The 23,295-nt window shown below is 62.9% G+C and carries 17 protein-coding genes and 2 pseudogenes; 8 read left to right on the top strand and 11 right to left on the bottom strand.

The window, feature by feature from the left end; all coding sequences use genetic code 11:
• Positions 1-28 precede the first annotated feature (28 nt).
• Both CD04_RS0116725 and tsaB read right to left on the bottom strand, forming a co-directional pair.
• Positions 29-1,315 (bottom strand): RNA-guided endonuclease TnpB family protein, encoded by a 1,287-nt coding sequence (locus CD04_RS0116725; RefSeq protein WP_038168480.1) that lies wholly within the window; start codon positions 1,313-1,315, stop codon positions 29-31.
• Between the two features lie 134 nt (positions 1,316-1,449).
• Positions 1,450-2,214: a tRNA (adenosine(37)-N6)-threonylcarbamoyltransferase complex dimerization subunit type 1 TsaB gene (gene tsaB / locus CD04_RS0116730; RefSeq protein ID WP_031408843.1), complete on the bottom strand. Its 765-nt coding sequence runs from the start codon at positions 2,212-2,214 to the stop codon at positions 1,450-1,452.
• 482 nt (positions 2,215-2,696) lie between these two features.
• Here tsaB and dacB point away from each other — a divergent pair, with 482 nt between their 5' ends.
• The 4 genes from dacB to CD04_RS0116760 all read left to right on the top strand — a co-directional run bounded on the left by dacB (position 2,697) and on the right by CD04_RS0116760 (position 8,316).
• On the top strand, positions 2,697-4,142 hold the full coding sequence (gene dacB, locus CD04_RS0116740) for a D-alanyl-D-alanine carboxypeptidase/D-alanyl-D-alanine-endopeptidase (RefSeq protein ID WP_031408844.1): 1,446 nt from the start codon (positions 2,697-2,699) through the stop codon (positions 4,140-4,142).
• A gap of 606 nt (positions 4,143-4,748) precedes the next feature.
• Positions 4,749-5,861: a mechanosensitive ion channel family protein gene (locus tag CD04_RS0116750; protein ID WP_031408847.1), complete on the top strand. Its 1,113-nt coding sequence runs from the start codon at positions 4,749-4,751 to the stop codon at positions 5,859-5,861.
• 94 nt (positions 5,862-5,955) lie between these two features.
• Entirely contained in the window at positions 5,956-6,645 is a 690-nt protein-coding gene (locus CD04_RS0116755) for a response regulator transcription factor (protein ID WP_031408849.1), read from the top strand.
• A 156-nt stretch (positions 6,646-6,801) separates the two neighbouring features.
• Positions 6,802-8,316, top strand: coding sequence for a sensor histidine kinase (locus CD04_RS0116760; RefSeq protein WP_051849367.1), 1,515 nt, complete (start codon positions 6,802-6,804; stop codon positions 8,314-8,316).
• Positions 8,317-8,521: 205 nt separating this feature from the next.
• On the opposite strand, the pseudogene CD04_RS22145 reads toward CD04_RS0116760, so the two are convergent.
• Positions 8,522-11,103: pseudogene (locus CD04_RS22145) on the bottom strand (DNA topoisomerase III).
• 18 nt (positions 11,104-11,121) lie between these two features.
• Positions 11,122-11,592 (bottom strand): TlpA disulfide reductase family protein, encoded by a 471-nt coding sequence (locus CD04_RS0116770; RefSeq protein ID WP_231480674.1) that lies wholly within the window; start codon positions 11,590-11,592, stop codon positions 11,122-11,124.
• Positions 11,593-11,910: 318 nt separating this feature from the next.
• Between CD04_RS0116770 and CD04_RS23345 the strand changes: the two genes are divergently transcribed.
• From CD04_RS23345 to CD04_RS0116785, 3 genes are read left to right on the top strand one after another with little or no spacing between them, the layout of a single operon-like run.
• Positions 11,911-12,360: an SET domain-containing protein gene (locus CD04_RS23345; protein ID WP_051849508.1), complete on the top strand. Its 450-nt coding sequence runs from the start codon at positions 11,911-11,913 to the stop codon at positions 12,358-12,360.
• A gap of 5 nt (positions 12,361-12,365) precedes the next feature.
• Complete coding sequence (locus tag CD04_RS0116780) at positions 12,366-13,196, top strand: biotin--[acetyl-CoA-carboxylase] ligase (protein WP_051849368.1); 831 nt, start codon at positions 12,366-12,368, stop codon at positions 13,194-13,196.
• Positions 13,197-13,202: 6 nt separating this feature from the next.
• On the top strand, positions 13,203-14,015 hold the full coding sequence (locus tag CD04_RS0116785; RefSeq protein ID WP_156030318.1) for a sporulation protein: 813 nt from the start codon (positions 13,203-13,205) through the stop codon (positions 14,013-14,015).
• 128 nt (positions 14,016-14,143) lie between these two features.
• On the opposite strand, the gene CD04_RS0116790 is transcribed toward CD04_RS0116785, so the two are convergent.
• From CD04_RS0116790 to CD04_RS22150, 3 genes and pseudogenes are all read right to left on the bottom strand, one after another.
• A complete protein-coding gene (locus CD04_RS0116790) occupies positions 14,144-14,539 on the bottom strand; it encodes a PIN domain-containing protein (protein WP_031408863.1) in 396 nt (131 codons plus the stop codon).
• The gene (locus CD04_RS0116795) at positions 14,536-14,778 is read right to left on the bottom strand and encodes an AbrB/MazE/SpoVT family DNA-binding domain-containing protein (protein WP_031408865.1); all 243 of its coding nucleotides are present in this window, start codon (positions 14,776-14,778) and stop codon (positions 14,536-14,538) included. Before CD04_RS0116795 ends, CD04_RS0116790 begins: the two co-directional genes overlap by 4 nt.
• 355 nt (positions 14,779-15,133) lie before the next feature.
• Positions 15,134-16,326: pseudogene (locus CD04_RS22150) on the bottom strand (M20 aminoacylase family protein).
• Positions 16,327-16,466: 140 nt separating this feature from the next.
• On the opposite strand from CD04_RS22150, the gene CD04_RS0116805 reads away from it, so the two are divergent.
• Positions 16,467-18,545, top strand: a complete 2,079-nt coding sequence (locus CD04_RS0116805) for a molybdopterin-dependent oxidoreductase (RefSeq protein WP_031408867.1) — start codon at positions 16,467-16,469, stop codon at positions 18,543-18,545.
• Positions 18,546-18,693: 148 nt separating this feature from the next.
• On the opposite strand, the gene dsbD is transcribed toward CD04_RS0116805, so the two are convergent.
• From dsbD to rplQ, 4 genes are all read right to left on the bottom strand, one after another.
• The gene (gene dsbD / locus CD04_RS0116810) at positions 18,694-20,691 is read right to left on the bottom strand and encodes a protein-disulfide reductase DsbD (RefSeq protein ID WP_231480675.1); all 1,998 of its coding nucleotides are present in this window, start codon (positions 20,689-20,691) and stop codon (positions 18,694-18,696) included.
• Positions 20,692-20,896: 205 nt separating this feature from the next.
• Positions 20,897-21,721, bottom strand: coding sequence for an ABC transporter permease (locus tag CD04_RS0116815; RefSeq protein WP_081858058.1), 825 nt, complete (start codon positions 21,719-21,721; stop codon positions 20,897-20,899).
• Positions 21,722-21,764: 43 nt separating this feature from the next.
• Complete coding sequence (locus CD04_RS0116820) at positions 21,765-22,712, bottom strand: ATP-binding cassette domain-containing protein (RefSeq protein WP_197033153.1); 948 nt, start codon at positions 22,710-22,712, stop codon at positions 21,765-21,767.
• 149 nt (positions 22,713-22,861) lie between these two features.
• On the bottom strand, positions 22,862-23,257 hold the full coding sequence (gene rplQ, locus CD04_RS0116825; RefSeq protein ID WP_031408875.1) for a 50S ribosomal protein L17: 396 nt from the start codon (positions 23,255-23,257) through the stop codon (positions 22,862-22,864).
• Positions 23,258-23,295: the final 38 nt, after the last annotated feature.

Consider the following 23,295-nt stretch of genomic DNA (forward strand, 5'->3'; position numbering starts at 1 on the left):
TCTCCTGCACCAATGAACTCTCCCGCCGCTAAACGCATGGCGTTGTAGCTGGGGTTTCGCGGGTCACAGACCTGGACTTGCCGCGTTGCCGGGGCAGAGGTTTGGGTCTCGCCGCCACGCCCGTCCCAGGCGTGTCCTGCGTGTTGAATGCGTCGATGAGCACTACCAACGCGCTGTTTTGGTCGCGTTGCATGACATGCCCGCAGTGCGGGCAGACACGCATGCGGTCTGCGAGCGTCTTGGGCACAATCTCCCAGCACGCCGCGCAGCGTTGCGACGGCTTGAGCTGGCGCGTATTGCTCAGATGCAGCCGCGTACCAGCTTCTTCCGCTTTGTACGCCAGCATCGGATGCGCCATGCCGAACCCTGCCGAGAGAATCTCGCGGTTGAGTCCGGCCTTCTGCCGTACGCGCCGGCCCGGTGTCTCCGCCGTGCCTTTCGCGCTGCGACTCATGGTCTTCGGAGTCAGTTGCTCCGTGGCCAGGACGGCGCATTGCTGCACCAGCCTGGTTGTTGCCTTGTGCACGAAGTCCCGGCGCCGATTGGAAATCCCGTCATGCAGCCGCGCGATGCCATGGCCAAGCCGCTTGTGCCGCACGGAACCTTTGCGTTTGCGGGCGCGCTGGCGCTGCAGCGCTGCAAGGCGCGGCAGTTCCTCGCGCACCCAGCGCGGGTTCGCGATGGGCGGACCCTCGTCGAATGTCGCCCAGTCGTTGATCCCGAAATCCAGGCCACGCCGCATGTCGGCGGTGCGCTCGCGCGCACACGCCGCATCGGGCACGCGCAGCGTCACCGACACGAACCACCCACCACCTTTGCGCGTGAGGGTGATATCGTTGGGTTTTGCCTGATCGCCGAAGCGGTGCAGCCCGCGCGCCCGGACGGACAGGGCCGTGTCTCCACTGCCAATGCGCAGCGTGGCACCACGGCCGCCGTGCTGCATGAGCTTCCAGCCAGCCGGGTCGGGATAGGCAAAGCCGGAGAACCACTTGCCCGCCTTGAACCGCCGGAATCCGGGCGTCTGTCCCGCTTTGACGCGACGGAAGAACGACTGGAATGCGCGATCCGGCCGCCGCAGCGTCTGCTGCAAGGCGTGGCTGCCGAGCTCCACGAACTCTGGCCGATCGGCCTTGATCTGCGGCAGGATGTTTTGCTGGTCGAAGTCGCTGATCGACTTGCCCGCCTTGCGCCAGGCGACGACGCGCTCTTCCAGTGCCGCGTTGTACAACTCGCAGTGCAACCGTGTCCACGCCTCAAGCCGCGCAGCTCGCGCGGCATTGGGGTACAGCTTGAGCGTGACGTTGCGCCGTTGCATGCTGGTATTTTATCCAGCCAAAGACCGAACAACAAGCGAAAACCGCCCGCTTGACCCCCTCCTGCCCGGTCGGCTTCGCCTGAGCGACGCTGTGCGTCGGGCCGGGCGAGGAAGGGGAATGCGCGGGCACATGTTCATGTTGCCGCCTGTGATGCCGCCGCGCGCGCCTGCATGCGTTCCTCGCTGGTCAGCGCCACCTTATTGCGCACGTAAATCGGCTGCGCTTGCACAGCGGTCACGCTTTCACCACGTGCATGCGCGGCACGCGCGAGCCCAGCAATTGCGGCGGCTTCAGGCGCGACCGTCAGTGCCGAGGCCAAAATGTCTTGCCACCCTGCAGGCAGGACCACCCGCAGCGACGCGCCGTGCTCAGCCCACGCGTTTCCGCACAGAGCAAGCCCCGTTCGGGGCACGTCACCCAGTCGTTCGGTCCATGCCTGCGCCAATGCCGGCGGCGCATCGGCTCGGGCGTCGTCCTGCAGGTGCAAATCCCCTGCAGGGGTTCGCGAAGCTAAGGCCCAGTAGATTTCTCCCATACGCGCATCGTCGGCTGCAAGCACGAGGGGCGCGTCCGTGACGGCCGAAGCGGCCACAGCCAGCAACGTATGAACTGGCACGACCGGCAGATTGAGCCCAAATGCCAGTCCCTGGGCAGCGGCGCAGGCCGCCCTAAGCCCTGTGAACGCGCCGGGTCCCGCGCCAAATCCGATCAGCCCCACTTCGCGCAGGCCGATACCAGCCTCGGCCAAAACCTCTTGCACAAGCGGCAGCAAACGCTGCGAGGCACGCGCACCACCGGGTTCGCGCCGCGTCACAACGCGCGCCGCACCGAGGTCAAGCGCCACCGAAACCCATTCGGTGCTGCAGTCAAAAGCGAGGACGGGCAAGGGTGCGTGCATGCAAGCTGTGTGGGCGCCGAGCGGCTTGGAGGAAGATTGACGGCTGTAATGGCCCGAGTTTAGCCGCGGAATGGGCTTGCTCCGAATCGCCGCATCGGCAAAAGTCTCACACGATGCTGCAAGCTGCGGCATCTTTCGAATGGAGCGTGGGGCATCGAGAATCAGCCTGCCAGCAAATCAGGTGGTCGCACCACTGCCGGCATCCGACGTGTCGCCTCCTCGGCACTTGCGCCTGCCTTGGCGGCCGCACATCCGACCGGCAGGTTTTCCATGCATGGACGCCGCAATCCCTGCTGCGAGGCCGGTACGCGAAGCGTTGACGTCGCTGTCGCGCTCGGCGCAGCATCCGTATGCGTTCATCTGCGCGCCGAAACCGCAGCGACGCCCCTCGTGAGGCCCATGGAAATTTTGACGGCCAGTTGGCCTCCGACTTGCCTTAGCATGCGGCGCAGTCACCCACGCCATACAGCCGCCCACTGCACATGAATCCGAGCCGTCGCAATTTCTGCGCCCGAGTGGCCTTGGCCCCGCTTGCAGCGGGCACCGCTTTCACCGCACATGCACAGGGCTGGGCCAGCCGGCGCCTACCGGGCTCTATCGCTGCGGCTCTGCGCCAGGCTCGCATCCCCGAAACCTCCTGCAGTTTCATCATCCAGGCGCTGGACGACACGCGGCCACAACTATCCATCAACGCTGGGCAGGCCATGAATCCGGCCTCGGTCTTGAAGCTCGTCCCAACCTTTGTCGCACTCAACCTGCTCGGGCCGGCGTTTCGTTGGGAAACGCCGTTGTACGCCGTCGGGCCGCTCAACGACGGTGTGCTGTCCGGAGACTTGGCCTTTGTCGGCAGCGGTGACCCACATCTGATGGCCGACAACCTGTGGAGCGTGGCCCAGCGATTGCGCGACCTCGGATTGCGCACAATCGACGGTAACGTCCTCATCGACCGCAGCATCTACGCTCTGCCGCCGCATGACCCGGCTGTCTTTGATGAGGACGCCCTGGCCCCATATAACGTCGGGCCCGACGCGTTCCTGCTGAATTTCGGTGCCGTGCGCCTGGGCTTTCAGGCCGAGCCGCAATCCGATTCGGTTGGCATTACCACTGAGCCGCCACTCTCTGGCTTCACGGTGACCCAACGGCCCCAACTGACCGGCGGCGCCTGCGGGGCATGGAAGAGTCGCCTGCGAGCCAATTTCGCCGATCCGCTCACACCAGCCTTCGCCGGACAATACGCCGCCGCTTGCGACGACCAGACTTGGAACATTGCAGCACCCTTGCCGGCCGATCGCTTCGTGCAGGCCATCCTGGCCGCCATTTTTGCGCAAGTCGGCATCAAGTGGAACGGTCAGGTTGTATCGGGCCGCCTGCCCTCGACCGCCACGCCACTGACGACCTGGAAATCAGAACCGCTGGCCGTGATCGTGCGCGACATCAACAAGTACAGCAACAATGTGATGGCGCAACAGGTGTTCCTGCAACTTGCCGTGCAGACTTTTGGAGTGCCTGCTGATTTCGGCAAAGCCGCCCAGGCCACCGCGCAATGGCTTGACACGCACCAACTCGGCATGTCCGACCTTGTTCTTGACAACGGGTGTGGCCTATCGCGCACCGCGCGCATTTCCGCAAGCGACATCAACCGCCTGCTGCGCGCTGCGTGGGCCAGTCCGGTGATGCCCGAATTCGTATCCTCGCTGCCCTTGGCGGGCGAGGACGGCACGCTGAAACGCCGATTCGCCGGGAGTCCAGAAACCGGGCTGATCCACGCCAAGACCGGTAGCCTGCGCAATGTTCTGAGCATTGCGGGCTATGTGCAGACCCCTGCAGGCCGGCGCCTGAGCGTGACGGCGTTGATCAATGACCCGCGTGCCGCCGGCGGTTGGGGCGCAATTGAAGCGCTGCTCGACGAGGCACTGCGCAGCGCCTGACCTGCCCGCTAACCTTTGGCACGTCGAGGCCAGATGACAGCGGTTCCGGCTCCAAGTCGGCGATTCCTACAGCGAACATTGCGCCATCGAGCCGCAATGAGTCGCATCGATGGGTTCGTGCTCCGCGCGGCATTGCGGCACCACCCGCGTCACAGATGATGCAGGGTGATATTTACTAAACGTTTGTCGTGCCGCACATTATCTTGAAAATGCTTGCCAATTTGGTATTTTGTTTGTTTATAGAGACAGCCCAATTATTTACAATTAACAACTTACTCATCCCGGTCAACGAGTGCGCGGAAACAACTGCGAGGGCTCGTCCTTGTCCCCCCATGTCTTTTGGGACCGGATGACGGCTGCATCCCTGCCCACTTCATGAAGCCAGGCGTTTCACACGTTTCAATGCGCTCTGCCAAGGCTTTGGGATACAGATAGAGTCCCGCTCGCACCATGCCTTGCCATGCGCAAGGCGCCGACTCACTGGGCTGCCTCTTTGCTGCCCACGACCTTCGAAATGCCCTGATGGCTCTCGGCTGCGCCATCAGGGCCGGTGCAGTTGCCGCCGCGTGACGACCACCGCGCACAAATCCACGAAAGGGAAGATCCATGGTCTCCTGGTTGCAAACCCGCGTAGTTGGAAACACTTTGCTTGCCTGGCTTCTGGCCGCGCTCTGGCTGGTCCTGGCCATGCTGTTGACCGTCGCAGCCAAGCACATCATCGTCAAACGTCTGCGAGCGATCGCCACCCGCACATCGACGCATTGGGACGATGCGCTCGTCCATGCGATTGCCGGCACCTACGCCCTCCTGGTCGGAGCCATGGCGCTGTACCCTTTGGTGGAGAACCTGAATCTTCCACCCAAGGGTGCACGCTGGGCGGCGGCAATTGCCGCCATCGGCCTCTTCGTGCAGATCGGACTTTGGGCTGCTCGTTTCCTTGATTTCTGGATCAAATCATCACGTGACCGCGCGATGCAGCACGACCCGGAGACGGCGACGGGACTGGCAGCCATGAGCTTCTTAGCGCGTTTGATGTTGTGGTCACTGGTGGCGCTGCTGTTGCTGGACAATCTTGGGTTCAACGTGACGACCTTGCTTGCAGGGTTGGGTGTGGGCGGCATCGCGGTAGGCCTGGCGCTGCAGAACATCTTGGGGGATTTGTTCTCCAGTCTGTCCATCGTGCTAGACAAACCGTTCCAGATCGGGCATTTCGTCGTCATTGACGGCTTTTCGGGAACGGTTGACAACATTGGCCTGAAGACCACGCGTATCCGATCCATAAGCGGCGAGATGCTGGTGTTCTCCAACACCGACCTCACGAAGGCGCGCCTACGCAATTACAAGTTCATGCAAGAGCGGCGCATCCTGTTCACCATCGGCGTCACCTACAACACCGCTGCCGACATGCTCGAGCGCGTACCTGGCATAGTGCAGTCCATCATCGTCAGCCAAGAGCAAGCGCGCTTTGAGCGTGCCCACTTGAAGGATTTCGGCGACTCGAGCCTGAACTTCGAAGTCGTGTACTGGATGAAAACCTCGGACTATGGCGCCTACATGGATACGCAGCAGGCCATTAACCTGGGGCTGATGCGCGCTTTCGGCGCCATGGGCGTGGAGTTCGCCTTCCCGACCCGTACCGTGCAACTCCAACTGTCCGGACCCCTACCTGTGGCCTTGGCAGGCCTTGCAGGCAACCCACAGTGCGCTGAGACGAAATAGCGCATTGGCGCGGCGAGATGGCGCCCGCAAGCAGTTGCTGCCTAAAATCGTTGCAACCCAGCCTTCGATGCTGGCTCACAACGAGGAGACTGCGATGCGCATCCTGATCGCCGAAGACGACCAGGTTCTGGCCGATGGCCTGACCCGCTCGCTGCGTGCGAGCCACTACGCCGTGGACCAGGTCGGTGACGGCGCCTCGGCCGACAGCGCCCTGCAAACCAACGAATTCGATTTGCTGATCCTTGATCTTGGCCTACCCCGTCTGCCCGGCTTCGAGGTCCTTCGACGCCTGCGCAACCGCGGCAACTCTTTGCCTGTGCTGATCCTCACAGCGGCGGACAATGTCGAAGACAAGGTGCGCGGCCTGGATTTGGGCGCCGACGACTACATGGCCAAGCCGTTCGAGTTGGCCGAATTGGAGGCGCGTGTGCGGGCGCTCACCCGGCGCGGCATGGGCGGCGCCAGCTCCGTCATCCGACATGGTCCACTAAGCGTGGATCTTCCCGGTCGCGTCGTGATGCTCGACGACAAAGTCGTGGACCTTTCTGCGCGCGAACTCGCGCTGCTGGAGGTGCTTCTCCAACGAGCGGGCCGGCTGGTCAGCAAGGATCAGCTCGTCGATCATCTCTGCGTATGGGGAGAGGAAGTCAGCACCAACGCCATCGAGGTCTACATCCACCGCCTGCGCAAGAAAATCGAGGTGGGTCCAGTGCACATTGCCACGGTGCGGGGCCTAGGCTACTGTCTGGAAAAAATCCCCGGCCAGCCGCAGCACGCGGCATGACCCGGCGGCTTTGCGCACCCCAAACCGAGCGTGCCGGCGTGTCGTATCTTGTCTGATGCCCCCCACTCACTAGCCCAGCCGGATCGACGGCTCGGGGGAGATGACGCAGGCCGCGCCCAAACCGCAGCCGGATCGCCAGCGCAACCGGCCTCACCTGTGCCCAAACGCCGCCAGCGCTCGTTGTTCGGGGAAATTCTCGACTGGATGCTGGTGCCGCTACTGCTGGTGTGGCCGCTATCCATCGGCATTACCTATCTGGTGGCGCAAGCCATCGCCACCCGACCCTTCGACCAAGGCCTGGAGCGACGCATTGCCGTCTTGGCGGAGCTGGCCCAGCGTAGCCCTGGCACGGCCTTGCCGCTTCTTGGTCAGGCGCGCACCGATGCGCTTACAGGCGAGGACACTGTACTGATGCAGCTACGCGCGCCTTCGGGCCAAGTGTTGGGCGGCGACCCTGCCCTTCCACTACCCCCCGACGCAGCCTCGCCGTGGAGCGACGGACTGCACCTGCGCGACGCGATGGTGGGGGGAAAAAAGCTGCGTATCGCCTGGCGCTGGGTCCCCATTGGGGTACAAGCGGGCACTGGCCAAGCTGCACAACCGACAGCGCCGCCAAGGGGGCCTATGCCTCCGCACGCACTGCGCAGCGTGCACGCTGCCGATGGCAAACAGCCCGCATTGCTACTGGTCCAAGTCGCTGAAGGGCTGGCGAGCCGTACCGCGCTCGCACGCAATATCGTGCGGGGCGTCATCCTGCCGCAGTTCGTCATCGTGCCCATTTCCATCCTGCTCGTGTGGTTCGGGCTGGGCCAGGGCATTGTTCCCCTCAATGAATTGCAGGCGCGCATCCGCCGGCGCCGACCCGATGATCTGAGCCCGATCGATCAGCGCGAGGCGCCGGAGGAAATTGCCCCCCTCGTGGATTCGATCAACGGTCTCCTGGGGCGCCTGGAGCAGTCCATTCATACCCAGAAGCGATTCATCGCCGACGCTGCACACCAACTCAAGACGCCGCTTGCCGGACTACGCATGCAGGCCGAATTTGCAGCACGCCAGACCGACACACACGAGCTGAGGGCGAGTCTCAGGCAGATCGGCCTCTCGGTCGTGCGCACCACGCGTCTGGTCAACCAGCTCCTGTCGCTGGCGCGTGCGGAGAACCAGGGCGTCGCCTCGCAGGGCGCCTCCACCACGTTGGATCTGCGCACGCCGGTGCGCGACGCCGTGCAAGAGCTCGCGCCGATGGCTTTGGATAAGGGGCTTGACCTGGAGTTTGAGGCACCACCCGGGCCACTTTGGGTGCGCGGACACGCTCTGCTCCTGCACGAACTGACCAAGAACCTCCTGGATAACGCCATCGCCTATACGCCGCCTGGTGGAAGCGTGGCCGTGCGGCTGCAGGATGATCCGACCAATTGGCAATCCACCCTGAGTGTCGAAGACACCGGCGTGGGCATTGCCCCGTCGGAGCGGGAATTGGTTTTCCGTCCGTTTTATCGCGTGCTGGGGACCGGCCACGACGGCAGCGGGCTGGGGCTATCCATCGTGCAGGAAATTGCCCGCCAGCACGGAGCCACAGTGGAACTGGCCGACAACCCTGCGTGCAGCGCCAGCAACACGCCTGGGCTCGTCGTGCGCATCCACCTTGCAGAGGCCGAACCCCCACGCTGAATCCTGCAAGTCAGTCCATGGCAGGCATGGTGAATCCGGCCCGTAGCTTGGGCGCCCGGTCCTGAGCTGCGTGTTCGCAGCACCGGCCCCGGAATTCGCACCACCCTGCGCCGCCCGTCCTCACCCCGCAGTTGGCTCAACGCCGCAGCGCACGGAGTGGCAGCGCTGAGTGCCCGGCCGGATGTACGCCCCGGGGCGGCAAACCTCAGCCCGCGGCCTTGCGCTGCGGCGGCTTCCGCGACACCGCCTTGCGTGCTGCACCCTTGGAAGCCGGCGCGCCTGACTTCGCAGCCGCGCCCGGACGCGGGGCAAATTCAAAACCCACCTTTCCATCAGGCTGACGCACGAGATAAGCCTTGAATTTGCGCTTGGTACGCGCCGAGACAAAGCCGTCGAGCAAATCGGTGCGGCCGTCGGCCAGCAGCTTGCGCAATTGTGCCGCATCAATGGGCTGCTGCAAGATGATCTTGCCGGTGCGGAAGTCGCAGGTGGGAGCCGGACCCACGCTGTGTTCGCACACGTAGGCGCTGCCGCCGTCGTACACGGCACCACTGCACTTGGGACAAACACCCAGCGGCTCCTGGCCAGTAAAGTCCGGGGCTTCGGCACCTTCGCCACTGGTGGGTTGGCCGAAGTCGAACTCCAGTTTCCATTGACCCTGAGCCGCCTCACCGCCCTCACGAACAAGTCGAAGCTCGGCCGAGAACGGACGGCCCATCTTGCTGCGAAATCCGGTCAGCGGCCCAAGATGCTTGTCGCGCAGCAACTGCTCCACCTCGGCCCGCTCGAAACTCCTGCCGCCCGGGTGCTTGCCGATGGAAAAATCACACTGCGTGCAGGCGTATCGATGGTAATTCTCCTTTACAACGCCGCCGCAATTCGGACATGGTGTATCAAGCGTGGCATAGTCCCCCGGCACGCTGTCGCGATTGAATTCCTTTGCTCGCTTGACGATGGCCTCTGTCATCGCAGCGATCTCGCGCATGAAGGCGTCGCGTTCCATCTGCCCACGCTCCATCTGCGCCAGTTTGTGCTCCCACTCACCCGTCAACTCGGGTTTGGTGAGTTCCTCCACGCCCAGGCCACGCAAAAGGGTCACGAGCTGAAAGGCCTTCGCAGTGGGCACCAGTTCGCGCCCTTCCCGCAGCATGTACTGTTCGGCAAGCAGCCCTTCGATGATGCTCGAACGGGTCGCTGGAGTGCCGAGACCCTTGCCCGCCATGGCCTCGGCATAGTCTTCGTCGTCGACCATCTTGCCGGCGTTTTCCATTGCACTGAGCAGTGTCGCTTCCGTATAGCGTGCGGGTGGCTTGGTCTTGTTTTCCAACAGTTCCACGCTCTCGGCCAAGACCGCCTCTTCAGGCTGGACCAACGGGAGATTGGCGTCGTCTCCCTGCTGCGCGCGACCGTAGATTTCCAGCCATCCAGGGACAACTAGAATGCGCCCTTCGGTACGGAACTGATGCGTGCCAATGCGGCTCAGGCGCGTGGTCACGAGAAATTCAGCCGCGGGATAGAACACGGCGAGGAACCGGCGCGCGACCATGTCGTACAACTTGGCTTCCGCCTCGCTGAGCGCCTTGGGCACATGGTTGGTCGGAATAATTGCGAAATGGTCTGACACCTTCGCGTTGTCAAAGACCCGCTTGGTGGGCTTCACGTAACCGCGGTCCAAAGCTGCTCGGGCGTAGCCAGCCAACGGCGCGGCTGCGCCTTCACCCTGGCCCAGAACGTTGAGCGTGTCGCGAGCCACGGCCACATAGTCTTCGGGCAAATGGCGCGAGTCGGTACGCGGATAGGTCAGCGCCTTGTGCTTTTCGTATAGCGACTGTGCCAATGCCAGCGTCATCTTTGCTGAAAAACCAAAGCGCGAGTTGGCCTCGCGCTGCAGCGTGGTGAGATCAAACAGGGCTGGAGAGATCTGTGTAGCGGGCTTCGACTCATCATGCACCTCGGCGGTTTTACCCGCGCATGCAGCCACAATGGCTTCGGCTTGGGCACGATCCCAGATCCGGTCTGCCCGTCGGTCAGCATCATTCGCATCTTTCTTGAACGCAGGATCGAACCACTTGCCCACATAGCCTCCGGCAGCAGCGTGGAACTGTGCCTGCACCTCGAAATATGGTCGCGCAATGTGGCGGCGGATCTGCTCCTCACGCGCCACCACCACCGAGAGCGTGGGCGTTTGCACCCGGCCGACCGGGGTCAGGAAAAAGCCCCGTCACGCGAGTTGAAGGCCGTCATGGCACGGGTTCCGTTAATCCCGACCAACCAATCGGCCTCGCTGCGGCAGCGCGCTGCCGCAGCGAGCGGCTGCATCTCCGCATCACTGCGCAGGTGCGCAAAGCCGTCGCGAATGGCCTGCGGCGTCATCGACTGCAGCCACAGCCGCTGCACCGGCTGCTTGGCGCTGGCGTATTGCTGGATCAAACGGAAAATCAGTTCGCCCTCGCGCCCCGCGTCGCAGGCGTTGACAACGGAAGTGATGTCCTTGCGCTTGAGCAATTTGGCGATGGCCGACAGACGCGATCGGGTCTTCTCGATGGGCTTGAGGTCAAAGTGAGTTGGCACCACCGGCAAATTGGCGAAGCTCCACTTGCCCCGCTTGACCTCAAAAGCGTCGGGTGCGCCGATTTCCACCAAATGCCCCACGGCGGATGTGACCAGGTAGGTGTCACTTTCGAAATACTCGTCATGCTTCTCGAACTTGCCGGCAGTGGGTGTGAGCGCACGCACGATGTCCTGCGCGACGCTGGGCTTTTCAGCGATGATTAAAGTCTTGCTCATGGATGGCTGTATGGTGTCTTAGAGAAATTTGGCGATGCCAGCAATGTCTTCAGGAAACATCTCACCAGCTTCAGCCATCTTCACGCGGCCATCACGGCCAATCACGATGGTGACCGGGAGACCGGCGGGTTTAGGCAACTGGCGGGAAAGCTCAGCCGACAGCCAGGCTACGGGAAAACTCACGCCGTGCTTTTTAATATAGGCTGGCACCTCGGCAGCTTCCCGATCAACAGACAAACCGAGAACCACGAGGCCCTGCCCGCGCTGCTTTTTGTAAAGCTCCTCCAGATGGGGCATTTGGCGCGCGCAAAACGGGCACCATGTCGCCCAATATTCCAAGACCAACAGCTTGCCTTGAAGGTCCCGCGCATGCAACTCCTCACCATTCATGAGCGCAATGCCGGAGGGCAAGCCAAATGCACTGCCCACACTCGGAAGCGAAGCGGAGTTCTTCTGCTTGCCTCCCCCGATCGCCACGGCCTGCGTCATCGCTTGCCCCCGCACTACCGGGGCAAGCATGGCGGCCACGACCCCAGCGACAAAAGCTTTGAAATGGGTGCGCCGCTGCTCGTGCATGGTGGGTCTCCTTACAATTCCTTCGCTCGGAATATCGTCTTTGAGCGTGCATGGCGTGTTCTATGGCCGCCCCGAACTGCAGCCGGCGTGGAAGCATTCCGCGCGAGGCGCCAAGCTGGGTGGCGCACGCGCTTCTCTTTTTCTACTTTAACCAGTTTCCACCAAGCCTTGAAAACCGAGCACACAACATCCCTGTCAAAGGTTGGGCGCGCCGCGCCAGGTGTCGCACGCGTGAAGCCGCGTCAAACGGAGGTGCGAACGTCTCCGGTGCACGGCAAGGGTGTGTTCGCTCGCTTCACCATCGCGGCAGGCGACCGCATTTTGGAATACCGGGGCGAGCGCATCTCCTGGGATGAGGCCCAGCGCCGGCATCCGCACGACCCTTTGCAACCTACGCATACGTTTTACTTCTCACTCGATGACAGCCGCGTGATTGACGCGAATGTAGGCGGCAATAGCGCACGATGGATTAACCACGCATGCGACCCCAACTGCGAAGCACGGCAGCAAGGCGAGCGCGTATTCATTTATGCACTGCGCGACATCTCCGCGGGCGAGGAGCTTTTCTACGACTATCGCTTGAGTCTGGACGCGCGCTATACGTCCAGGGTTAAGCGCGAATATGCATGCCGTTGCGGCGCACCGACCTGCCGCGGCACCATGCTTGCTCCCAAGCGCTGACGCCCATGCGCTCCGACACGTTCCACTCCATCGACGCGCAGAAGGCACAAACCCTCGAGGGTCAACTTGCCGCGCAAAACCTCGCCTGCAGCGTGCGCTGGATGGAGCAGACGACATCGACCAATGCCGACCTGCTGCAGCGTGTGCGCGCAGGCGGTGGGGCGTTGAGCCCCCAACTTCTGGTGGTCGGCCACCAGACTGCAGGGCGTGGGCGCCAGGCGCGTGTCTGGCAGGACGCAGGCAACAGCTTGCTGACCTCGCTGGCTTGGCCCTTCGCCCCCGGTGCGGCCATTGCGGGGCTTAGTGTGGCAGTGGGGGTGTGGCTCACGCAAAGCCTGCGTGGCCTGGGGTCCCGGGAGGCGCGCCTGAAGTGGCCCAACGACGTATTGCTCCATGGGCGCAAGGTTGCAGGGGTTCTCGTGGAGTTGGCCGACACACCCCAGGCGCGCTGGGCCGTGATCGGCATCGGCCTGAACCTGCGCACGCCGCCCGACATGCCGCACGCAACGGGACTGGATGCCATCGGGAGCAATCCACCCGATCGCTGGGAGGTATTGCACAAGCTTGCGCCAGCCCTGCTTGCCGGTCTTCCCATCTTCGCGCAATCGGGCCTGGCCCCCTGGATCGATGCCTGGAATCATCTGCACGCATGGACGGGCCAGGCGGTGGCGGTTCTTGACCAAGGTGAGACACGTCATACGGGGATAGCCCTGGGCGTCGATGACTCCGGGTGCCTCTTGCTTGAAACGCCCCAAGGCTTGCGCCGGGTGTCAAGCGGCGATGTATCACTGCGTCTGGCTGGAGCTGGAGCTGGAGCCTCGTTAGGATCGCCCTGATTGCCCTTGCTCGCCTCGACCGACCCGCCACCTGCCGCCATGCTGCGCACCATCGTCTTGCTTCTGATTCTGGCCAACCTCGGGTTTTTTGCCTGGTCGCACGGATACCTGCGCGCGGCAGGTCTGGGGCCGACGACGGTCGGTGAACCGCAGCGCCTGCGGCAGCAAATCCATCCGGAGCGCCTGACCATTGCTGCGCGCACCGTCATGCCTGATGCGACGCCCGCATCGGCGCCTGAGCGTCGCGCGTCCACCGCTTCAATCCCTGCGGCCGCAGTGTCCGAGGCAAACCCGGCTCCACCCCCCGTTGGCTCCGCGCCGGCGGCTGCTGCATCTGGCGCGGAAACCGTCAAAAACCCCGTGTGCTTGCAACTCGGACCTTACCTGACGGCAAGCTCTGCCGTCGGCGCGGCCCTGCGCGCGGCCGGGTTTGCACCGGTGGAAAAGCAACGCCCACTTCCACCGCAATGGATGGTGCTGATGGGGCCATACCCGGACACTGACACACTCAAGCGCAAGCTCGGCGAGCTTCAACGTCTGGGACTGAAGGACGGCAGCTACGCTGCGGTACCCGACCGGCCGCGTTACATGCCAGGCATATCGCTCGGGGTGCTGAGCACCGAGGCAGCCGCGCAAGCGCAGCTCGCCAACATGCAAGCCAAGGGTGTGAGTAGCGCCCATGTGGTGCAACGCAACCTGGACATGCAGGCCACGACTTGGGTGCTCGATGGTCTGACCGAGGAGCAGGCAGCGAACCTTCACAAGCTCGGCGCCGCCGCGCTCAAAGGTAAGGCACCGGAAGCTTGCCCTGGCCGATGACGGCAAGGCGATGGGCCCAAAGCAGGCTGCCCGCGTCGACTGTGTTGATGGCTCGTACGGAACGGGGCCGGGTTTGCAAGGATCTCCGGATTTGGCTGTGGATGCCCAACGCGCCAGGTCTATCCCGGTTAACGGATCAGGGTCATGCCAGCAGTCCTCGCCGCAGCCGAGTCGAAGGTCATCGTCTGTGCACAACCTGCGGAAGCAGCCATGCGCTCGATCATGCAGTCAGCAAAGTCCGCGCTGCCCGCACTGAAGGCACGCAGCGCACGCACGACATGTTCGGCCTGGTCGACGACCAATTGTCTGGATCGGAGGATGACTTCCAGCGCTTGCGCAATTTGTGAGCGGTTCAGGTCGTAGCAGGACGACAGCACCCACACCAGCTCGACGACCGACACAAGGGTGATGAAGCCAGGTGCCGCCGCTGAAAGGCTCTCGATGAGCGTCGTGGCCTTGGCCGCCTGCCTGGCGTCGTCCTGCATGATGTAGCGGACCAGCACGTTGGTATCCAGACCGATCATCGCGCTGAGGCTCCGCGGGCGGCGATGACCGCGTTCATGTCCTCGATGGAGACGACCTTGGCCGGCTTGCCGAACATGCCCTTCAACTCCGTCACAGACCGATTCGCCGCCACGAACAGGAACTGTCCAGACTCGATCTGGACAAATTCCACCCGGTCCCCGGCGTCGACGGCGAGCGCATGGCGCACCTCGGCCGGAATCGTGATCTGGCCTTTGGATGTGATGGTTGCGGTTGTCATGCGGCGGCTCCTGCTATTCCTTACTTTAATGTAAGGCGCCGCAAATTGCAAGTCGAAAGCCCTTCGTTGCGTCGATGGGAAAATCCGGATTTCGTTGTGGGAAAACACAGCCAAATCCGGATACCCCTTTTATCCAAACACGGAACAGCAAGCGCAAACCGCCTGCTTGCCCCCTCCTGCCCGCTCGGCTACGTCTCGGTGACGCTGCGCGTCGGGCCGGGCGAGGGAGGGAGGGGAATGCGCGGCATCTGTTCAGAGCGGAACGCCCCTGTTGATTCCCAGACAACGGGGGCGCGCGACCGGGGGGTCCGCGTCGCCGGCAAAGCAGCACGTGTGATGTACCGGCCCCGCGCGCTCAGTCCTGCGCCAGCCAGCGTCGCGCGAGTTGAACCCAATAGCTGGCCCCCAGGGGGATGATCTCGTCGTTGAAATCGTAGCTCGCGTTGTGAAGCGTGCAGGGGCCGGCGCCATGGCCGGCGCTGCGGTGATCGCCGCCACCGTTACCGATAATGAGATAGGCGCCCGGCCGGGCCTGCAGCATGTACGCAAAGTCCTCCGCACCCATCGACGGCTCGAACCGGTGCACAGCGTCCTGACCTACGAGTTCAATCATCACGCTGCGAGCGAATTCGGTCTCGGCGGCATGGTTGATCGTGGGCGGATAGTTGCGCCGGAACGCGAAGTCGCACTGCACTCCGAACGCGGCGGCAATGTGCGTCGCGACCTCGCGCATGCGCGACTCGATCATGTCCAGCACCTCGTTGGTAAACGTGCGCACCGTACCCTGAACCTCGGCCGTGTCCGGCACGACATTGGTGGCCTCGCCGGCATGGATCATGGTGACGGAAATGACCGCAGCGTCTTGAGGGTTCTTGTTGCGCGTGAGAATCGTCTGAAAGGCCTGCACCATCTGGCATGCCACGGGCACCGGGTCCAGCCCAAGGTGGGGCATGGCTGCATGTGAACCCTTGCCACGCACGATGATGTGGAACTCATTGCTCGAGGCCATGACCGGACCGGCACGCAGCGCCATGTGCCCGGCGGGTATGCCTGGCCAATTGTGCATCCCGAACACGGCGTCAACAGGGAATCGATCGAAGAGGCCATCCTTGATCATCTCGCGCGCTCCCCCACCGCCCTCCTCCGCTGGCTGGAAAATGCAGACCACCCGGCCCGCGAAGTCACGGTGCCGGCTCAGGTGGTGCGCGGCCGCCAGAAGCATGGTCGTATGTCCGTCGTGGCCGCAGGCGTGCATCTTGCCTGGGTGGGCGCTGGCGTGGGGAAACGTGTTTTTTTCAGTGACGGGTAGCGCATCGATATCCGCACGCAATCCAATCGAACGGCCCTGCCCCAAACTGCCGTTGATCACCGCCACGACGCCCGTGCCCCCAGCCCGCGGTGCACCTCCAGGCCCCACTCAGCCAGGAGCGCGGCAATGGTGTCGCTCGTGCGGTGCTCCTCAAAGCACAGCTCCGGGTGCGCGTGAAGATCGCGCCGGATATCGCGAAAACGTGGTGCCTCGGCGACGATGGAGTCGATGATCTGCATGGACGTCTCCCGTGTATGGGTCAAGAATGCTGATGCATTTTCACCCAAACAGCGGCGGCCCGCCCAAAGCGCCGATCGAGGGCATGGGTGCGGCCTACACTTGGCGTTTGTCGCGCCGATCGCCCCACCACACTTTTGCCATGGCTGACCTTGCCCCCACTCAACGTCCCGCAATAACAGTGCGCGGCGCATGCCCACATGACTGCCCTGACACCTGTGCCCTCCTGGTGACGGTAGAAGACGGCGTAGCCACCGCTGTGCGTGGGGATCCGGATCATCCCACGACCCATGGTGCGCTTTGCACGAAGGTGTCGCGTTACACCGAGCGGACCTATCACTCCCAGCGCCTGCTGCATCCGCTCAAGAGAGTCGGTGCGAAGGGCAGCGGGCAATTTACACAGGTCAGCTGGGACGAGGCGCTCCATGACATTGCCGCGAAGCTGGGCACAATTGGTGCCCGCAACCCCGAAGCCATCTTGCCCTACAGCTACGCGGGAACCATGGGCCTGGTGCAGGGGGAAGCCATGGCTGCGCGGTTTTTTCACAAGCTGGGGGCAAGCAGACTCAATCGCACGATCTGCTCTGCCGCAGGAGGGGCGGGGCTGGATGCGGTCCTCGGAGGCAAAGTCGGCATGGATGTGGAGCAATTCGCGCACAGCCGGCTGATCCTGATTTGGGGCAGCAACAGCATCACCAGCAACCTGCATTTCTGGACCTATGCACAGCGCGCCAAGCGCGCCGGTGCCAAACTGGTGTGCATCGACCCCTGGCGCCATGAGACAGCCGACAAATGCCACGAGCACATTCAGCTGCGCCCAGGCACTGATGCTGCGCTGGCGTATGCGCTGATGCATGAGTTGATCGCCCATGGCTGGCTCGATCAGGACTACATCAACCGCTACACGCTGGGCTTTGAGGCACTGCGCGAGCGCGCACTGCAGTGGCCGCCCGAGCGTGCCGCGGCAGTGTGCGGCGTGCCAGCCGAGCAGATCCGAGAACTGGCATCGGACTATGGCACGCTGCGGCCGGCTGCCATTCGTGTCAATTACGGGCTGCAGCGCGTGCGCGGTGGTGGCAACGCGGTGCGCTCCATCGCCAGCTTGCCAGCCCTCATCGGTGCCTGGCGTGATCCGGCAGGGGGTGTCCTGCTGTCCAGCTCCAACCATTTCGCAGTCAACACCGAGGCGCTCGAACGCCCCGATCTGCTTGCCGGGCGTGCCCCCCGCGTAATCAACATGTCCACCATCGGCGATGATCTTCAACGCCCAACGAGCCAGGAATTTGGCCCCCGCATCGAAGCCATCATCGTCTACAACTCCAATCCCATGGCGGTCGCGCCCGACGGTGAAGCGGTGCGCAAGGGTTTCGCTCGTGAAGACCTGTTCACCGTGGTGCTTGAGCACTTCCAAACCGATACCGCTGACCTCGCAGACTATGTGCTGCCGGCAACGACCCAGCTAGAACACCTTGACGTGCATAAGGCCTACGGCCACCGCTACTGGCTGGCAAATAACCCAGCCATTGACCCGCTTGGCGAGGCCAAGCCCAACAGCCAGATATTCCGTGAGCTTGCCACTCGCATGGGTTTCACCGAAGCGTGCTTTGCCGAAACCGACGAACAGATTGCGGCGCAGGCCATTGCGGCTGACCCTTGCAATGGCGCCATCACCTTCAAGGCATTGCGTGAACAGGGGTGGATGAAGCTCACAGTGCCCGAAGCACCTTTTGCGCAAGGGGGCTTTCCGACCCCCTCTGGAAAATGCGAGTTTTGGTCCGGGCGTGAAGCTGCTGCCGGGCGCGACCCGCTGCCCGAAGTGTTGCTTCCCTACGAATCCGAGGCGACTGCTCCACAACTCGCAGCGCGATACCCACTGGCCCTGATCTCGCCGCCTGCGCGCAATTTTCTCAACTCCACATTCGTCAATGTGCCTTCCCTGCAAGCCAGCGAAGGCGAGCCAGTCATGCTGCTACACCCACAGGACGCGGCGTCGCGGGGCATTGCCGACGGGCAGATGGCGCGCGCATTCAATGATCGTGGCAGCTACGCCTGCCGCGTGCGGGTGAGTCCACGCACACGACCCGGGCAAGTGGTGGCCTTCGGCATCTGGTGGCGCAAGCTTTCAGTTGGAGCTGTCAACGTCAATGCACTGACCCACCAGCGCCTCACGGATCTCGGCGCTGGACCATGCTTCTACGATTGCCTCGTTGAGGTTTCCTAAGCAACCCCGGCTGCGGACTTGCGGGCGGTCGCCGCAAGCAATGCCGCAGCACGAATCCGTTCCAAGGTTCTGCGATCAAGAAATCGTCTTGGCTCGATTCGGTGCGCCAGGCGATCCTTCCGGAATCGGCCGGGGTCGGCGCCGAGCGCTAAACGCCCGCCCTTTGGAGTGAGGCGAGAAACGTCTTTGCATCCTCGAAGCCCACGACGCGTCCGACCTCCTTGCCGCCACTGAAAAAGATGATCCCCGGTGGGCCAAACAGATCGAAGCGCTTGAGCAACGCCTTGTCATCCGCATTATTTGCTGTCACGTCAGCCTGGACAAGGGTCACGGTTTGGAGCTTTCGCATCACTGCAGGATCCGTGAATGTGAAATGTTCCATTTCTTTGCACGAAACACACCAGTCAGCGTAAAAATCAAGCATGACAGGCCTGCTGCTCTGTGCAACAGTGCGATCAAGCTCGGCCACCGTTTTGACGCGAGAAAATCGCAGCGCCGTGACTTGTGCGGCCGCTGCGCCGCCGCGCTCGAGTCCACCCAGTGGCTGCAGGATATCGCGGCTTCCTGCAGCCAAACCGGCAACAAGTACAGCGCCAAGCATGGCCAGAACGACCCCAAAACCCTTGAACAGCCGGGCCCAGCCCGAGGCGTCATCCGGCAAGCGATCGAATGCGCGTAAGTATGTGGCGCTGACAATGAGCAGCGCTGCCCAAGCCAGCATAAGCAGCCAAGAAGGCAGTACCGGTGTGATCATGTACAGCGCCGTTGCAATGAGCAGCACGCCGAAGAAACTCTTCACACCGTCCATCCAGGCACCTGCCCGGGGCAAAAGCGTGCCAGCGCCCAGGCCGACGATGAGCAGCGGCACACTCATGCCGGCGGCGAGCGAAAACAACGCAACACCGCCGATGAAGGCGTTTCCGGTCTGACTGATGTACAGGAGGGCACCCGCCAGGGGAGCGGCTACGCAGGGTCCGACAATCAGTGCCGACAGGCCGCCCATGATGAAGACCCCGGCGAAATGCCCGCCTTGAAGCTTGCCCGACGTGTTCGACAGCCTGCTCTGCAGTTGGCTGGGTAGCTGCAGCTCATAAAAGCCGAACATTGACAGCGACAACACGACCAACAGCGCGGCGAATGCGGACAGCACCGCTGGATCCTGGAGCGCAGCCGCCAAGCCCTGCCCAAGGAGGCCCGCCGCGATGCCAAACGCCGTATAGACCAAGGCCATGCCTAACGAATACACGACGGCTAGGGCAAACCCGCGCCCTCGCGACACGCTCGCTCCATGGCCGACAATGATGCTCGACAGAATGGGAATCATCGGGAGCACACAGGGCGTAAATGCCAGCAGCAACCCGAAGAGCAGAAACATGGGAACGATCGACAGCAGCCTTCCGGTGGCCAACGCTGCCCCGATGCGTGATGTCTCGCCGGCGCCGACTTGGCCAGTCTCTGCGACCGTCGCCGTGCTTGGTGAGCTGGGCACGGCACCTGCGGAGGTTGCTGCAAGGCCGCTCGCCGCCGTCTTCCCCGGCGAGGACGCAGTGCCCGCCCCGCCGAACAATCCACGCAGAAGACCGCCCGCGGCGGCTGTGGCAGTCGTCTGGCCCGTATCGCCCTCGATGCTCGCAGTGCCCTGGCCTCCAAAGCCCTTCAGGCTGACGTCGACAGTCTTGTCGATCGGTGGATAGCACAACCCCTGATCTGAGCAGCCCTGATAGGTCACCTGCAACTTGAAGGCGCCCGGCGCCGCGTCCACGGGCAACGGGATCACGACCTGAGTGCGGTAATGCGCGACCTCGTGGCCAAGATTCTTGTCGAACTTCTTGTGCGCAGGCGGAAACGCCGGCTTACCCAGAACCACACCGGCAGTTTGCGCCTCAAAATGGAAACGTTCCTGGTAGAGGTAGTACCCCTTGGCGATGTCGAAGGTGAGCAAAAGTGCCTTCGGCTCTTGGGCGGCAGCCGAAAAGCGAAAAGCTTCATCTGGCGGCAAGAACTTGCCTTCCTGCGCATGCACGATGGGCACCAGGCAGAGTTGCAGGACAAACAACAGGCCCACCACGCCCACGAATACGCTGCGCAGCGTCGATTGGGGGCGCTTGGGCGACCCGAACTGCGCGGCACTTGTAAGGGACATCATCGATTCGTCTCCTGGCGGATTGACAGCAACCCGGGCGCGGAGCCCGGGTTGCGGTGGCATCCTAGCCACCGCAATCCTCGTTCGAAATATAAGCCAAGCTTGATATTCAAGCTTGGCCTGGGCCCATTCACGAAATTTAGGCGCAGCGGATGAACATCTGACTTGCCCGGGGACTCCAACCGGGACTTGTGCCCTGCATGCTCCATCACGCCGCAAATCGCCTGTGCGTCAGCTGCCGGGCGAGTAGCCATCCTCCCACCAAGTAAGCGAAAAGAACGCTCAAATGCAGCGCGGCATGCGCATCCCAGCGGCCAAAAAAGAGCGGGCGCACGAGCTGGACTGCCGCCTGTAGCGGTAGCACTTCAGCGAGCTTTTGCAACCACATGGGCATGGCCGACAGGGGAAAAAAGATGCCGGACAAAAAGCTCATCGGTGTCAGCACAAGGGTGAAATAGTAGGTGAAAAAATCATAGGATTTCGCCAGGGCGTTGACGATCAAACCAAGCGCAGAAAACAGCATGCCCACCAAGGCGAGCAACGGTAGTGCCAAAAGCAGCGAAGGGTGACGGCTGATGCCAAGAATCGCCACAACGAGCACAAGGGCGGCCCCGCTCATCAGTGCCTTGGTTGAAGCCCACAGGAGCTCACCGAGCAAAACATCATCCAGCGCGGTGGGCGTGAGCAGAATTGCGTCCCACGTCTTCTGCACGTGCATGCGCGAAAAGGCCGAGTACAGCGCCTCAAAGCTCGCCGAGTTCATGACGCTCATGCTCACCGTGCCCGAGGCAAGGAAGAGGATGTATGGCACGCCACCCACCGTGCCAACCAGCGAGCCAACGCCCCAGCCAAAGGCAGCCAGCGTCAGCAGCGGCTCGGCGATATTGCCGAGCAAGCTCGGCAGCGCAAGCTTGCGCCAAACGAGCGCGTTGCGCTGCCATACGGGCACAAATCGCCAGTGCGGGCCCCGCGGGCCTTCATCGGGCGCAGCGGCTTGTCCAACGGCGCGTTCGGAACGCAAAAAAGGGGGCATGGGGCGGACTCAGAGTATGGTCGGCGCGGATGGGAATCTGTCCTCAATCACGCAACTGCCGACCCGTCAGCTTGAGGAACACATCTTCAAGATTGGCCGAGCGGTGGAGGATGCGCAATCCGTTTGTCAGCGGCTGCATCGCTGCAACCAAGGCCGTGCCGTCGGCCGCGTACGCAAACAAGGTGTCACCGCTGCGTTCCATGCGTTGCGCGTACGCAGCAGCCAGGCTCTGAGCCTCGTCCACGCGCGCGCCATACATCTCGATCACGTCGGGTTCGACATGCCGCGCAATGAGTTCGAATGGCGCACCGTCATCCAAGCCGCGTCCATGATCCATGACCAGAACGCGCTGGCAAAGGCGCTCGGCCTCCTCCATGAAGTGCGTTGTGAGCAGGATGGATTTTCCCACGGCCAGGAGGGACTTGAGACGATCCCAGATGAGGTGCCGCGCCTGCGGGTCCAGCCCGGTCGTGGGTTCATCCAGAAAAATGATGGCCGGCTCGTGAATCAGCGCCCGCGCCAAGCTCAGGCGGCGCTTCATGCCACCCGACAACTCTGCAATCCGCGCATGCGCCTTGCCCTGCAGCCCCGCAAATTCGAGCAATCCAGCGATGCGGGGCCGTGTCTGCGCGTCGCGCAGTCCGAAATACCGGCCGTAGATCAAGAGATTCTCTTCAACCGTGAAATCCGGGTCCAGGCTGTCGAACTGCGTCACGACGCCCACGTGCATACGGGCCAGCCGGGCGTGCTCTGGCACGGCGTGGCCCATGAGCTCAATGCTGCCTGCATCCGGCTGCGCCAAGCCGAGACATAGGCGTATGGTGGTGGTCTTGCCGGCTCCGTTTGGGCCAATGATCCCAAAACATTCCCCAGGCCGGATCGCGAAGGTGAGGTCGCGCACGACATCCTCGCCAGCGTAGCGCTTGCGCAGGCCACGCACGTCCAGCAGGGCTTTGCCTTGCACTGTTCCTTCCATCGCAGTTGCTGCCATCGGGTATTGGGGGTCACCAGCTCGCCGCTGTTCCCCAACCATCGTCCTTGCCCGTGCCCCAAAAACAAAACCCGGCGCCGGCCTTCCAAGCAGGCCTGCGCCGGGCAATCGGCGTTGAGCGCGAACGCGCGGTGTGGAACCCGCGCGCCTTACTCGGCCGCCTTCCCTTCAGCGGGCGAAGCCTCGTCGGGGCGATCAACCAGTTCAACCAAGGCCATGGGGGCGTTATCACCCACGCGATAGCCGAATTTGAGAATGCGCGTGTACCCGCCCGGCCGCGTCTTGTAGCGTTCGCCAAGTTCACCAAACAGCTTGACCACGGAATCGCGGTCACGCAGTCGATCGAATGCCAAGCGGCGGTTCGCCAGCGAAGGCTTCTTGCCCAGCGTAATCAGGGGTTCGACGACCCGGCGCAATTCCTTGGCCTTGGGCAGGGTGGTCTTGATCGCCTCATGCGCGATCAGCGAGTTCGCCATGTTGCGCAACATGGCCAGCCTGTGGCTTGTGGTGCGGTTCAGTTTGCGCAGACCGTGTCCGTGGCGCATAGTGCTTTCCTTTCGTTATGTTGAAGCCAGCCGTATCA

The organism is Thiomonas sp. FB-Cd, assembly GCF_000733775.1.
In the GTDB taxonomy this organism is placed as follows: Bacteria; Pseudomonadota; Gammaproteobacteria; order Burkholderiales; family Burkholderiaceae_C; genus Thiomonas_A.